12 protein-coding genes are annotated in these 14,172 nt (G+C 70.5%); 4 read left to right on the top strand and 8 right to left on the bottom strand.

The window, feature by feature from the left end:
• Both RWO33_RS15035 and RWO33_RS15030 read left to right on the top strand, forming a co-directional pair.
• On the top strand, positions 1 to 260 hold a 260-nt coding region (locus RWO33_RS15035), incomplete at its 5' end, for a response regulator (protein WP_314105852.1).
• 84 nt (positions 261 to 344) lie between these two features.
• Entirely contained in the window at positions 345 to 3,848 is a 3,504-nt protein-coding gene (locus RWO33_RS15030) for a two-component regulator propeller domain-containing protein (RefSeq protein WP_314105854.1), read from the top strand.
• Between the two features lie 97 nt (positions 3,849 to 3,945).
• Here the strand turns inward: RWO33_RS15030 and mdtD are convergent, their stop codons facing one another.
• From mdtD to RWO33_RS15005, 5 genes are read right to left on the bottom strand one after another with little or no spacing between them, the layout of a single operon-like run.
• The gene (mdtD, locus tag RWO33_RS15025) at positions 3,946 to 5,349 is read right to left on the bottom strand and encodes a multidrug transporter subunit MdtD (protein ID WP_145479559.1); all 1,404 of its coding nucleotides are present in this window, start codon (positions 5,347 to 5,349) and stop codon (positions 3,946 to 3,948) included.
• Between the two features lie 10 nt (positions 5,350 to 5,359).
• On the bottom strand, positions 5,360 to 6,433 hold the full coding sequence (gene hemE / locus RWO33_RS15020; RefSeq protein ID WP_145479560.1) for a uroporphyrinogen decarboxylase: 1,074 nt from the start codon (positions 6,431 to 6,433) through the stop codon (positions 5,360 to 5,362).
• Between the two features lie 23 nt (positions 6,434 to 6,456).
• Positions 6,457 to 6,684 carry a WGR domain-containing protein gene (locus tag RWO33_RS15015; protein ID WP_145479561.1) on the bottom strand — a complete coding sequence of 76 codons (228 nt, stop codon included), beginning with the start codon at positions 6,682 to 6,684 and terminating at the stop codon, positions 6,457 to 6,459.
• Between the two features lie 36 nt (positions 6,685 to 6,720).
• A complete protein-coding gene (gene aroB / locus RWO33_RS15010; protein ID WP_314105853.1) occupies positions 6,721 to 7,836 on the bottom strand; it encodes a 3-dehydroquinate synthase in 1,116 nt (371 codons plus the stop codon).
• Positions 7,827 to 8,369 (bottom strand): shikimate kinase, encoded by a 543-nt coding sequence (locus RWO33_RS15005; RefSeq protein WP_145479563.1) that lies wholly within the window; start codon positions 8,367 to 8,369, stop codon positions 7,827 to 7,829. Before RWO33_RS15005 ends, aroB begins: the two co-directional genes overlap by 10 nt.
• A 95-nt stretch (positions 8,370 to 8,464) precedes the next feature.
• On the opposite strand from RWO33_RS15005, the gene RWO33_RS15000 reads away from it, so the two are divergent.
• Positions 8,465 to 8,668 (top strand): dodecin family protein, encoded by a 204-nt coding sequence (locus RWO33_RS15000; protein ID WP_314105851.1) that lies wholly within the window; start codon positions 8,465 to 8,467, stop codon positions 8,666 to 8,668.
• Here the strand turns inward: RWO33_RS15000 and RWO33_RS14995 are convergent.
• Positions 8,649 to 9,518, bottom strand: a complete 870-nt coding sequence (locus RWO33_RS14995; RefSeq protein ID WP_314105850.1) for a kinase — start codon at positions 9,516 to 9,518, stop codon at positions 8,649 to 8,651. The two genes, RWO33_RS15000 and RWO33_RS14995, sit on opposite strands and share 20 nt — an antisense overlap.
• Before the next feature lie 41 nt (positions 9,519 to 9,559).
• Here RWO33_RS14995 and pdxH point away from each other — a divergent pair, with 41 nt between their 5' ends.
• A complete protein-coding gene (gene pdxH / locus RWO33_RS14990; RefSeq protein ID WP_314105849.1) occupies positions 9,560 to 10,159 on the top strand; it encodes a pyridoxamine 5'-phosphate oxidase in 600 nt (199 codons plus the stop codon).
• Positions 10,160 to 10,169: 10 nt separating this feature from the next.
• On the opposite strand, the gene RWO33_RS14985 is transcribed toward pdxH, so the two are convergent.
• A complete protein-coding gene (locus RWO33_RS14985) occupies positions 10,170 to 12,764 on the bottom strand; it encodes a hypothetical protein (RefSeq protein ID WP_314105848.1) in 2,595 nt (864 codons plus the stop codon).
• Between the two features lie 468 nt (positions 12,765 to 13,232).
• A partial coding sequence (locus RWO33_RS14980) for a sigma 54-interacting transcriptional regulator (RefSeq protein WP_314105847.1) occupies positions 13,233 to 14,172 on the bottom strand: 940 nt, incomplete at its 5' end.

Here is a 14,172-nt window from a genome sequence, read left to right as displayed (position 1 = left end):
TGACCGAGCTGGCCAGCGCGCGCTTCGACGCGGTCGTGGTCGACACCGCGCTGGCCGGCATCGATGGGCTGAGCCTGCTCGGCATCCTGCACGCGCAGGATCCGGACACGCCGCTCGTGGCGATGAGCGACCAGCTGCGGCCCGGGCTGGCGGGGCAGGTCCGCGCGGCAGGCGGCGCGGACCTGCTGCCCAAACCGCTCTGCGCAATGACCCTGCGGCAGGCGCTGCGCTGGACAGAACCGTTTACCATCCACCCGTGACTTGGGCCAATTGCGTCAGGTCGTCCCCGGTCCGTTCCAGGAGATCCATTGGTGGTGCCTACGCGTTGGCTGCTCCTGCTGGGCATGCTGTGTCTGTGGCCGCTGTTGGCCGGCGCGCAGCCGATTCCGCCCACGCCGCGCCAGCTGACGGTGTTCGATGGCCTGCCGTCCAATACCGTCAACCGCATGGCCGAGGACGGTTATGGATACCTCTGGCTGGCGACCAACGACGGCCTGGCGCGCTTCGACGGGCGCAACTACCGGACCTGGCGCGCCGAGGATGGCCTGCGCGACAACATGATCTGGAGCGTGCACGTGGATGCGCGCAACCAACTGTGGATCGGTACCGAAAACGCAGGGCTCGCGATGATGTCGGCGGATCGACGCGAGCTGCGCTTCTTCGACCGCAGCAGCCATCCGGTGATCGGCAGCAACACGGTCTGGAGCCTGGCATCCACCGGCGACGGTGCGCTGTGGTTCGGCACCTACGAAGGCGGCCTGCATCGGCTCGATCGCGATGGGGCGATCACCCGCTTCATGCCCGAGCCGGGCAACAACCGCAGCCTGCCGGCGGCGTCGGTGACGCACATGGCGACCACGCGTGACGGCAGCCTCTGGGTGGGCACCAAGGCCGGCCTGGCGCGCTGGACCGGACGCGATTTCGAACGCGTGCCGATGTCCCGGTTGCCCACCGCGCTGATCAATGGGCTGACCGCCGAACTGGATGGCAGCCTGTGGATCAGCACCAATGCCGGCACCGTGGTGCGGCGGCCCGATGGCCGTTTCGAGCCGGCGCCGTGGAAGGTCGATCCCAGCGACCAGGTGCTGGGCATGATGCTGCGCGACGAACAGGGCGGCTACTGGCTCGACACGCAGTCCGGACTGGGCCGGGTCTACCAGGGGCGGTTCCAGCAGGTGCCGTTGTACAGCGCGGTCGCCCGCGGCCAGGTCCGACCGAACTGGACCGGCGGCTATGAGGATCGTGAGGGCGGCATCTGGCTGGCCAGCACCAACAGCGGGCTGTGGCACCTGCTGCCACGCTGGTGGCAGTTCTCGGTGCTGTCGCGGCTGGAAGACGACCCGACCTCGCTGCGCAACGGCTATGTCCTGGGCATGGCCGCGTCGGCCAACGGGGGGGTGTGGACGGTGGGGACGCATGGCGCACTGGACCGCTTCGACCCGGTCTCCGGCCGCGTCGAACAACATCGCACCTGGGTCGACGGCGGGCAGTGGCTGCAATCGGTGCTGGAGGATCGCCGCGGGCAGGTCTGGATCGGATCGCATGACGCGCTGCTGCGCTATGACCCGCGCAGCGGCGCGCTGCGGCGCTGGGGACGCGATGCGGCGGCGGATGCCGCGCTGGAGGGGGTGGTGGAGACCCTGGTGCTGTGCGACGGCGGCAGGATCTGGAGCACCGCGTCGGGGGGCCTGCAGCAGCGCGACGCCGACGGCAGCGTACTGCAGCAGGTGCGGGCAGGTACTGCTGGCCTTGCCGCTGGCCAGCTGGTGCAGGACCTGGTGTGCGGACCGCAGGACCACCTGTGGCTTGCGACCAGCCAGGGCCTGCTGCAGTGGGTGCCATCGCGCGCGGGGTTCGAGCCGCTGCCGGGAGGGCCGACGGCGAGCATCCATGCGCTGGCGCAGGGCAAGGACGGCAGCATCTGGGTGTCCGAAGAGGGGCAGGTGTCGCGCTACCGCTGGAGCAGCGATCGGCTGGAGCAGGAAGCCCGGATCGGCACCGATTCGGGCTACCCGCGGTTGTCGGCAACCAGCCTGGTGGTCGACGACCAGGGCATCGTCTGGGCGGCCAGCGCACGCGGCCTGATCCGCGTCGACGCGGCGCAGGGCAGTGTCCGCCAGTACGGGGTCCGCGATGGCCTGCCCAGCCAGGAATTCCGCCGCGCCACGCTGCTGCGCGCTGCCAATGGTCATATCGCCGGTGGTACGCCGGCCGGGGTGGTGCTGTTCGACCCCGACCAGGTGCGGCCGGCAACGCGGCGCGCGCCGCTGGTGATCGAGCGGGTCGAGGTGCGACGCGGCGATCGGATGCTCGACCTGACCCACCTGGAACCGCTGGAAATCGCCGACGCCGACCGCGACCTGCGGATCGTGGCGCGGCTGTTGTCGTTCGCTGACGCGACGTCCAACAACTACCGCTATCGCCTGGCCGGTTACGATCCGGACTGGGTGGAGGTCGGGCCGGGGGGCGAACGCGTGTTCTCGCGGCTGCCACCGGGACGCTACCGGCTGGAAGTGCAGGCGCGCTCTGCCGACCTGGTCTGGTCGCGGGTGCAGGTGCTGGAATTCCGCGTGCAGCCGCCCTGGTGGCGCAGCGCGTCCGGCCTGCTGTTGATGGCGTCGGCCGGGCTGTTGCTGCTGAGCCTGCTCGCCTGGCTGTACCGGCGCCGCGTGCAGCGCCGGCACGCCTACCAGCTGGCCCTGCACAAACAGGAACTGGCAGAGCAGGCGTCGGCGGCCAAGACCCGCTTCCTGGCCAACCTTGGCCACGAAGTACGCACCCCGATGACCGGCGTGCTGGGCATGAGCGAACTGCTGCTCGGCTCCACGCTGAGCCCGCAGCAGCGCAGCTATACCGAGTCGATCCGGCATGCCGGCGAACACCTGCTGCACCTGGTCAACGACGCGCTGGACCTGGCGCGGATCGAATCGGGGCGGCTGGAGTTGCAGCGCCACCCGTTCGCCCTGCAGGGGGTGATCGACGATGCCTGCACCCTGATGGCGGCGCTGGCCGAACAGAAGGGCTTGCGCTTCGTGGTCGACAACGACCTGCCGGCCGGCCTGTGCAGCGTCGGCGATGTGGTGCGGGTTCGCCAGATCCTGCTCAACCTGCTGGGCAACGCGGTGAAGTTCACCAGCCAGGGCGAAGTGCGGCTGAAAGTGCGCGCGCTGGCGCCATCGCGTGGCCTGTATTTCGAAGTGTCCGACACTGGTCCGGGCATCAGCAGCGACCAGCAGCAGCGCCTGTTCCGGCGCTTCGAGCAGGCCGACGGCGCGCGCACCGCTGCGCAGTACGGCGGCAGCGGGCTGGGGTTGGCGATCTGCCGCGAACTGGCGTTGGCCATGCAGGGCCAGATCGACGTGGACAGCCAGCTCGGGGTTGGTACGCGTTTCAGCGTGACCCTGCCGTTGCCGCTGCAGATGGCCGACGCCACCGTGGGCAGCGCCGGCGTGAGCGAAGGCCAGCCCCTGCCGCCGCTGCGCCTGCTGCTGGTGGAGGACGACGCCACCGTGGCGGACGTGATCGTCGGCCTGCTCACTGCGCGCGGGCACCAGGTGGTGCATGCCGGGCATGCCCTGGCGGCGCTGCGCGAAGTCAGCGATGCGCCTTTCGACGTGGCCCTGCTCGACCTGGACCTGCCGGGGCTGGGCGGCATGGAGCTGGCGGGGCACCTGCGCAACCAGGGCTACGCAATGCCGCTGCTGGCGGTGACCGCTCGAACCGACCCGGGCATCGAGGAGCCGGTGCGCGCGGCCGGGTTCCAGGGCTTCCTGCGCAAACCGGTGACCGGCGACCTGCTGGAGCAGGCGATCGCGCGGGTGGTGGTGGGGGCGCGGGGCGGGGCGTAACCAGACGCTCAGCGGCCCACCGGTCCGCTGCTACGGCGGTCGCGGAAGGCCATCGGACCAACGGCCCGCTGCTACCCGGTCGCGGAATAGCCTGCGGCTATTCCGCGACCTCTTCCACCTCACGTGGGGAGGGGCGGGTATCGGGGAGCTGCCAGAAGATCACGGTGGAGGTGAGGGTGATCGCGCCGACGCAGACGAAGGTGGCGTGCAGTGCGGCGGTGGCACCGTGCACTGCGTCGAGCTGACCGAAGGCGGCCAGCAGGCTGCCGGCCGCGGCCGCGCCGAAGCCGGTGGCCAGCATCATCACCATCGACAGCAGGCTGTTGCCGGAACTGGCGAAATCGCGGTCCAGGTCGCGCAGGGTCACGGTATTCATCACGGTGAACTGCAGCGAGTTGACCGCCCCGAACAGGGCCAGCTGCAGCACCCGCAGCCACATCGGCTGGCCCGGCACCATGAATATGAAACTGGCCATGGCCAGCCCGACCAGCACCGTGTTGACCATCAGCACGCGGCGGTAGCCGAAGCGTTCGACCAGCTTGACCGCATAGCGCTTGGACAGCATGCCGGCAGCCGCCACCGGAATCATCAACAGGCCGGCATTCATCGGGCTCATGCCCATGCCGACCTGCAGCAGCAGCGGAATCAGCAGCGGCATCGCGCTGCTGCCGATCCGCGAGAACAGGTTGCCGAGGATGCCGATGCGGTAGCTGGGCACGTGGAACAGCGCCAGCGAGAACAGCGGCGCGGTCGAGTTGGCCGCGTGCAACCAGTAGCCGACCAGCGCGGCCAGGCCAGCCACGGTCATCAGCATGACCAGCGCATGTGGCGTGCCCATGCCGGAAATGCCGTCCAGCGCCAGCGACAGCACCACCATGCCGAAGGCGAGCATCAGGTAGCCGGCCAGGTCGAAACGGGTGCGGTGCTCGGCGTAGTGGTCGGGCATGACCTTGAGCGCGGCTGCGTAGCCGATCACCCCGATCGGCAGGTTGATCAGGAACACCCAGTGCCACGACGCCACTTCCACCAGCCAGCCACCCAGGGTGGGGCCGATCAGCGGCCCGACCAGCGCGGGAATGGCGATGAAGCTCATCGCGCGCAGGAACTGTTCGCGCGCCACCGAGCGCATCACCGCCAGGCGTCCCACCGGCAGCAGCATGGCGCCGCCGACGCCCTGCAGCACGCGCGCGGCCACCAGCTGGTGCAGGGTCTGGGCCAGTGCGCAGGCCAGCGATCCCAAGGTGAACAGGATGATCGCGGCAAGGAAGGTGCGGCGCGTGCCGAAGCGGTCGGCGATCCAGCCGGATGCGGGAATGAACGTCGCTACCGCCAGCGCATAGCTGAACACCACCGACTGCATCTGCAGCGGGCTTTCGCCCAGGCTGCGCGCCATCGCCGGCAGCGCGGTGTTGACGATGGTCGAGTCCAGCATCTGCATGAAGATCGCCAGCGACACCAGCCACAGCAGGGGCCGGAACGAGGCGTAGCTGGGGGTCGTCATGGTGTGCTCCTCAACGTCGGCTGAGTGAATGCACCGCCTCGACCAGCACCTGCACGTGCTCGGGATTCATGTCCGGCGACATGCCATGGCCCAGGTTGAACACGTGGCCCTCGCGCGAACCGCCGTTGCCGCGCGCGTAGCTGTCCAGCACCGCACCGGCCGCGCGCTCGATCGCCGCCGGGTTGCCGTACAGCGTGGCCGGGTCGAGGTTGCCCTGCAGTGCGACGCGACCGCCGGTACGGGCCACCGCATCGGCCAGGTCCAGGGTCCAGTCCACGCCCAGCGCATCGGCCCCGGTGTCGGCCAGATCGGCCAGGTGCAGGCCGGTGCCCTTGCCGAACAGGATCAGCGGGGTGCGCTGTGCGCCGTCGCCGCGCTCCAGCTCGCGCGCGATCCGGGTCAGGTAGCGCAGCGAGAACTCGCGGTACATGGACGGGCTGAGCACGCCACCCCAGGTGTCGAACACCTGCAGCACCTGCGCGCCGGCGGCACGCTGCGCGGCCAGGTAGGCCACCACCGCATCGGTCACCACCGACAGCAGCTGGTGCAGCGCGGCCGGCTCGTTCAGCGCCATCGCCTTGATCCGCGCGAAGTCCTTGCTGCCACCGCCTTCGACCATGTAGCAGGCCAGCGTCCACGGACTGCCGGAGAAGCCGATCAGCGGCACCCGGCCGTCCAGTTCGCGGCGGATCACCCGCACCGCGTCCATCACGTAGCGCAGCTCGGTTTCCATGTCCGGCACGCCAAGCCGTGCGATCGCCGCGGTGTCGCGCACCGGATGGCGGAACTTGGGGCCTTCGCCTTCGACGAAGTACAGCTCCAGGCCCATCGCGTCGGGGATGGTCAGGATGTCCGAGAACAGGATCGCCGCATCCAGGTCGAAGCGGCGCAGCGGCTGCAGGGTGACCTCGCAGGCGATCTCCGGGTTCTTGGCCATGGCCAGGAAGCTGCCGGCCTTGGCGCGGGTTGCGCGGTACTCGGGCAGGTAGCGGCCGGCCTGGCGCATCAACCAGACCGGGGTGCAGTCCACCGGTTCGCGGCGCAGCGCGCGCAGCAGGCGATCATGGCGGGAGGGGTTGGTCACGGGATGCTTCCTTGGAATCGGGTTCAGGTGATCTGGTAGCCGCGCCGCAGCTCGGCGTCGCGCGCCTTGTCGAAGGCCGCGCGGGCCTCGGCTTCATCGGAGAACTGCAGGCGGCGCAGCCGCGCGCGGCCGCCGACCGGGCCGGACTCGAGCAGCAGCTCCCAGCTGCCGAACAGGTCCGGCTGCAGCGTGAGCTGGAGATAGTGGGCCGGGTCGGTACCGGCCGGGGCGTGCAGCAGGAAAACGCGCATGGCCGCGATTGTAGCCGCGAACCGGCAACGCGGCCGTCACTGCCCCCGCAGCACGCGCAGGACCTCGGCTTCGTCGATGTCGGCCACCACCTGTGCCCGCCCGATGCCCTGCCACAGCACCAGACGCAGGCGACCGGCCACGTTCTTCTTGTCCAGCCGCATCCGCGCCAGCAGGCGTTCGGGGACCAGGCCGGCCGGGATCTCGACCGGCAGCCCGTAACGCAGGAGCAGCTCGCGCAGGCGCGCGGTGTCGTCGGCGTGGCTCATGTCCAGCTGCGCCGACAGCCGCGCGGCCAGCACCATGCCTACCGCCACCGCTTCGCCATGGTTGAGGTTGTCGTTGCCCGGGGCGCCGTAGCCCTGTTCGGTCTCGATCGCATGGCCGAAGGTGTGGCCCAGGTTCAACAGGGCGCGCTCACCGCGTTCGAGCGGATCGCGGGCGACGATCTCGGCCTTGTGCTCGCAGCTGCGCGCGATCGCCTGCGCCAGCGCGGCGTCGTCGCCGGCCAGCAGCGCGGCGTGCTCGGCCTGCAGCCACTGGAAGAACAGCGGGTCGCGGATCGCGCCGTACTTGATCACTTCGGCGAGGCCGGCGCGCAGTTCGCGCGGCGGCAGGGTGCGCAGCGCGGCGGTATCGGCGATCACCGCGCGCGGCGGGTGGAACGCGCCCACCAGGTTCTTGCCTTCGGGAATGTCCACGGCGGTCTTGCCGCCGACCGACGAATCGACCATGGCCAGCAGCGAGGTCGGCAGCTGCACGCAGTCCACCCCGCGCATCCAGCACGCTGCCGCGAACCCGGCCAGGTCGCCGGCCACGCCACCGCCCAAGGCCATCACGCAGGCGTCGCGGGTCGCGCCCAGCGCGGCCAGCGCACTGATCGCCTGGCCGAAATTGGCCAGGGTCTTGGAGGCTTCGCCCGCCGGCAGCACCAGTTCGCCGATCAGCAGGTCGGGGCGCGCGGCCTGCAGTGCCTGCCGGACCCCGTCCAGGTACAACGGCGCCACCGCGCTGTCGCTGAGCAGCAGCACGTGCCGGCCGCGCACGTGGCGGGCCAGCAGCGCGCCGTCGTCGAGCAGGCCCGGGCCGATGTGGATGGTGTAGGGGGTGTCGCCCCCCACGGCGACGGTGCGGGGAGAAGCGGTCATGCGCAGGGTTCCAGTCGCTGCCAGTGCGTGGCCAGGCGCAGCACCAGCTGCGCGGTGGCTTCGCCCGGCGTGTACAGATCGGTGTCGAGGGTCAGGTCGGCCAGTTCCTGGTAGAGCGGGTCGCGCGCGCGGGCCATGTCGTGCAACACCTGCTCGCGGTCGGGCCGCTGCAGCAGGGGCCGGGTGCGGTCGCGGGCCAGCCGCTCCAGCTGCGCGGCCACGCTGACCCGCAGGTAGACCACGAAGCCGCGCTGCGCGATCGCCGCGCGGTTGTCCGGGTCCAGCACGGCGCCGCCACCGGTGGAGACCAGCCGGCCCTGGCCGGCCAGCAGCTGCTGGATGACCTGGCGTTCGTGCTGGCGGAAGCCGGCTTCGCCGGAGTGTTCGAAAATGGTCGCGATGCTGGCCCCGGCCGCGTCCACGATGGCCTGGTCGGCGTCGACGAAGTCCAGGGTGAAGCGCTCGGCGAGGCGGCGGCCGATGCAGGTCTTGCCGGCGCCCATCGGGCCAATCAGGATCAGGTTCGGAGCGGGATTCATTGCCGGTGATGCTAACACCTCCGTGTCGCGGCCTTTACGCGCCACCCCCCATGGTGGGCGGCGCGGAATGTCCCGCGCGCAACCGGAGCACGTCCATGTCAGTGGCAAAAGTCATCGAGATCAACGCCGCCTCCAAGACCAGCGTCGAAGACGCCGTCCGTACCGGACTGAAGAAGGTCGCCGAAACGGTCAAGGGCATCCAGGGCGCCTGGATCAGCGAAACCAAGGTGGTCACTGACGACGCGGGCAACATCACCGAGTGGCGGGTCAACCTGCGCGTTACTTTCCTGGTGGGCTGACTTCCGCCGCGTGCCGCGCCCAGCCCGGCGCGGACACGATCCGCCGTTGTTCATCCAGCACCACGACCTGGTCCGCCCTTTCTGGCAGGGTGCGCAGCGCCTGCCGGCTGACCCGTTCGTAATACTGCACGAAGCGCTCCAGCTGGGCGCGGCTCATGCTGCTGCGGGTCGGTTGCGCGGCCTGCAGGTTCTGCTCCTGCTGCCACCGCCAGCGCGGTACCACGGCGAAGTCCGGCGGCTGCAGGAACCACAGCCGGTGGCATCGCTCCCACAGAGCGGGGTAATGCTCGGCCAGCGCCTGGTTGCACCAGCGCCGCCAGCGGCCATCGGCGTCGGCCTCGCGTTCCAAGGCGTTGAGCGGTGCGTCCAGTTCGCCCTCGGCCTGCGCCGGCGTGCCCAGGAACCAGCCTTCGAACACCAGCAGGTCCACGCCCTCCTGCAGCCTTGGCCACTGCGCCGCAGGCATGCGCTCGTCGGCCAGCTTGTCGAAGCGCGGCAACACCACCGGCGCCCGCGCCGCGATGGCATCCAGCGTGGCGTGCGCCAGCCCCAGGTCATGGGTGCCGGGCGGACCGCGGGTCAGCAGCAGCGGGTGCACGTGGCGCGCCAGCCGCTGGCGCTCGGCGCGGGTCAGGTAGACATCATCGATGGACAGCGTGGCCGCGCGCAGTCCGCGTTGCTGCGCAAGCGCCACCACCTGCGCGGCCAGCGTCGATTTGCCGCTGCCCTGCAGGCCGCTGATCGCCAATACTGGGACGTCCGTGCCCACCGCCAGCGCGTCGTCCAGCGCCTGCGCGACCAGTGCATCGGGGAAGCCTTTGTTCCGGGCCATGTGCGCTGCAGCGTGCATGCGGTGACAATAAACCCAAACCGAGCCGCAAGATACCGACCATGACCGATCTCTACACCGAAGCGCTGTCGACCTTCGCCGCGCTGTACGACGAAGCCCGCAACAGCCCTGAAATCGAACCCAACGCGATGACCGTGGCCACGGCCACGGCCACCGGCCTGCCCTCGGCGCGCACGGTGCTGTTGAAGGCCTTCGACGCGCGCGGCTTCGTGTTCTACACCCACCTGGACAGCCACAAGGGGCGCGAGCTGAAGGCCAATCCGCATGCGGCACTGCTGTTCCTGTGGCGCAGCCTGCGCGAGGCCGGTATCCAGGTGCGCATCGAAGGCAGCGTGGAGCAGGTGGACGATGCCGAGGCGGACGCCTACTTCGCTTCGCGCCCGCGCCTGAGCCAGATCGGCGCGTGGGCCTCGCTGCAGTCGCGCACGCTGGCCTCGCGCGAAGCGTTCGACGCGCGCGTGGCGAGTGCCGAGGCCAGCTTCGCCGGCCGCGATGTACCGCGGCCGGAGGGCTGGAGCGGGCTGCGCGTGGTGCCGCGCCGGATCGAGTTCTGGTACGGCGCGCAGTTCCGCCTGCACGAGCGCTGGTGCTATGAGATCGACGCCGATGGCCAGTGGAGCAAGCGCCTGCTGTACCCGTGACCGGCGTCGCTCAACCGATCACCGGCAGGACCAGCGGACCGATCAGCGGCGAGGTCGACTTCTGCTTGCCGGTGATCGCGCCGACCGCTTCGAACAGCGCGTACAGCTGCTCGCGCCGGGTTGCGCGGTCGCCTTCCAGGTTGAAGGCATCCAGCGTGCGGGTGTCCGGCTGCGCACGCCGGGTCGGGGCTGCGCCGGTGCTGCTGGCCGGCTCGCGCTGCAGCCAGTAGCGCGCTTCCAGCGCCGGCACCGAGCGTGCGTCCACCAGTGCATCGGCGAGCCGGTCCAGGTCGGCAGCATGCGTTTCCAGCAGCGCGGCCCAGGTCTCCTCGTGCGGCGTGGTGGCCGAGCACAGTGCCTGGTAGCGCATCAGCGCGCTGGTCAGCGTCCCTTCCCCCAGCCGGTCGTAGCGGGTGGTCTGGGTGCTGCGGGCATGCTGCAGCGAGAACGTCGGTGCCACCCCCGGAAGCACCGGCAGCGGCACGGTCACGCCCAGGCTCCGGGTACCGCCGGTGGCCAGGCGCACCGCATGCAGGTGGTTGCCCCGCGCCGACGCGGGGAACTCCGGATCGGTCTGGAAGCTGGGCCGGAAGAAGCGCACCAGGCACTGGACGTTGCCGGTGATGTCGGCGCTGGCGGCCAGTGGGTCGATCAATGCCTGCGCCTCGCGCAGCGGCAGGGTGCCCCATTCGGGGAGCTGGCGTTGCACTTCATCCAGGATGGTGCCCAGCGCCGGGCCGAGGTGCGCGGACAGGGTCAGCTCCAGATAGGTGCCGTCGCGCAGCGGGTCCGGATCCTGGCGGACATGGCGGGCCACCGAGACCTCGGCGCCGGCACCGAACAGCGGCAGCGCGGCCGACAGCGACAGCGTGCCGCGCGTGGTGGCAATGCGCTGGATCTGTTCGCGGAATGCATGGGTGGCATGGTGCACGCGTTCGCGATCATGCGGCAGGGGAGTGTCCTGGATGCGCCGCGCCTGGTCCTGGACCGTGCGCTGCAGCTGTTCCCACTGCGCATGCGTGGGCCCGGCGTCCGGCTCCGGCGCCGACTGCAGCCAGGCCAGGGTGTCGAGCATGTTGATCAGTACCGGTTCGCGCGCGCCGCTGTCGCTGCCCCAGTCGCGTGCCAGCGAGGCCAGCGGTGCCTGGGCCTGGGCGGGCGCGCGCAGGGACAGGTCGGCCAGCGCCTGCAGGTGGTCGAAGGCCACGCCGACGTGCGCGGCCGCCTCCAGCCGCATCGCCAGCGCCTGCGGATGCCGGGGCTGGCGCAGCAGCGCCTGCACCGTCTGCAGTGCTGGGGAGCGCGTCTTGTGGACGCCGCCGACCAGGTGCGCCACGCGCGCGTCCAGCACCTTGCGGATTTCCGGGTCATGGCCGGCCGCCACGCCCTCGCTGTCGAGCTCGGTCAGCCGGGTCGGCAGCGCGGCGCGCAGTTCGGTCCGGCTGAGCGCACCGCTGGCACCCAGCTGGCCCACGCCGTAGCTGGCAGTGCCCGCGAGTGCACCGCCGTGCGTGCTCATGCCGGCGCGGATCAGCAGCGGCCGCTTGCCGAACTCCAGAGGCCGGCCCGCGGCACGCTCGCCCAGCAGCAGCGACAGCGCGGGCGACGACTGCCAGGCCAGCGCGCGGCTGGTGCGTTCGTCATAGCGGTCGCGGCGCGTCGGTGACAGACGCTTGAACGCACGCTGCACCGCGTTGCCGCCCAGCCGGCGCGCAACCGAGGCGTGGGCCAGGCGCAGCACCCGGGTGCGCATCGACATCGAGATGTCGGCGTCGGCATGGCTGGCATAGCCACTGACCGTGCCGCCGATGCCGACGCCGGGCGCCACGCGTGCCTGCGTGCTTGCCTCGGCCATCACCGTGGCGCTGCGCACCGTGCCGATGGTCAGGTCGTCGAAGGTGCCGGTGCTGGTTTCGTGGCGTACCCCGCCGGCGGCCCCGGCATCGACTGCGCCGGGCAGGCCGACGCGCACACCCAGCATTCCGCCGGTACCGCTGCTGCGCTCCGAGCCGGGTAGCGCATTGCCGCGTTCGCGCTCGGCGTGGCGCGCGATCTGCTCGTGCAGCATGGCTTCCGCGCGCGTGGCGCGGGTCAGGTCGTACAGGGCGCTGCGCAGCAGCTGCTGGCGTTCCACCCGCTGCGTCGCCTCGCGCTGCTCCTGGGTCTCGCCTTTCGGCAGTGCCGCGGGCGTGCGGCCGGGCAGGGACTTGATCGCGCGCAGCAGCAGGGTGCACTGCTTCGCGGTCAGCGGTTGCCGCGGCTCCGGGGTGATCGCAGCCACCGCCTTGTCGAACGTGGGCGAGGTCCCGCGGGCCACGTCCAGCAGCGCGTGGACCTGTCCGCTCAGGATCTCCAATGCCTCCGGGTGGGGCCCGGGCGCACGCGCGGCATCGGTCGGGTCGGCGTTGGCAGCGGCCGACGGCATCCGCGTCACCTGCACCGGTGCGGTCAGCGCACGCGTGGCGTGGTTGCTGATGCCGGTCAGCGGCAGGATGTGGGACTTCACCGGGATGGCAGTGTCGCGCGGTCGGCGCAACAGCTGGGCAGTGCGGAGGACGACGCGGGGAACGAAGCGGGGAAGGAGCCTGGCGATAGCTTGGGGCATGCGGAATTCCTGGTGGCAGTGAGCGGGCGTCCCACCGGCACAGGAGCGTTGGCCGGTGTGGTCTGGAACCTACCGGCGCTGTACCCACTTGCACATTCCAGCACGCACGAAGAATTCACTCGGGGTTTTTCTTGATGAACCCGTAGCGTCGCCTACGGTGGGCCGATCACGATTGGTGCTATCGGTCCTGTCTATCGACCCAGGCGGGCGAAAACGCGTGCCGCGAAGCAGAACGCCGGGAAATCTGCGGTCCAGGACGATGTGATGTCGCGTTCCGCGCGATAGGCGTCACCTGTGCAAGGCCTCCGGCCACTTGCGCCTGTTGTCGCTTCCAGCGCTTGCAGCAGGCGCGATGATGAACATGTCCCAGAACGGAAAATGTGCGATCTGCTTTCGGAATATTCCCGGTGCCCTGTCGGATAACGCCCTGTTTGCGTGCGGGGCCATATCGGGCGCGCGGTTCTGGCGTTAGCCTGTAACGCGCAGCCATCGCCAAAGGGTCGTCCGCGACACGCCGAGCCGCGCCGCCAGCTGCTCGCGGTTGCCCTGGTGTTCGTCCAGCCACTGCTGCAGCGTCGCCGGTGAAGGCCGTGCGGCGACAGGGGCGGGAACACCGGAGGTGCCAGCCGCCGTTTGTACGGAGGGGTGCAGCTCGGGCAGCCACTGCTGCAGCTGCGTCAGCCCCAATGCACCGGCCTGCGGCGGCCAATGGATGCGCAGCCGGTCGACCAGGTTGCGCAGCTCGCGCACGTTGCCCGGCCAGGCATACGCGCACAGGCGATCGGTGGCGATCGCATCCAGCGGTGATGGGCGCTGGCCGAGCTGCTGGAAGAAGTGCTCCAGCAGCATCGGCACATCCTGCGGCCGCTCCTGCAGGGACGGCAGGGCGATGCGCAGCGCTGCCAGCCGGTAATAGAGGTCGCGGCGGAAGCGCTGTGTCTCCACCAGCGATTCCAGTGCCTGCAGGGTGGCCGCGACCACGCGCACGTTGACGGGCGTGGGTTCGGTGGCGCCTACGCGCAACACCTCGCGCTCCTCCAGCACCCGCAGCAGGCGGGTCTGCAGCGGCAATGGCAGTTCGCCGATCTCATCCAGGAACAGCGTGCCGCCATCAGCGGCCTCGACCAGGCCGACCCGACCGCCGCGCCGCGCGCCGGTGAAGGCGCCTTCGGTGTAGCCGAACAGTTCCGCTTCCAGCAGCGACTCGCTGATCGCGCCGCAGTTCAGCGCCACGAAGCGGCCGACCCGACCGCTGGCCGCATGCAGCTGGCGCGCGACCAGCTCCTTGCCGGTACCGGTGGCGCCGGTGACCAGCACAGTGCTGTCATGCGGGGCGTACAGGCCGATGCGCTCGCGTACCTGCTGCATGGACGTGCTGTTGCCCAGCAGCGCCGGCGCCGGGACGCGG

This window comes from uncultured Stenotrophomonas sp., assembly GCF_963519925.1.
Taxonomy (GTDB): Bacteria; Pseudomonadota; Gammaproteobacteria; order Xanthomonadales; family Xanthomonadaceae; genus Stenotrophomonas; species Stenotrophomonas maltophilia_AE.
This window is presented reverse-complemented; position numbering and strand designations above follow the sequence as displayed.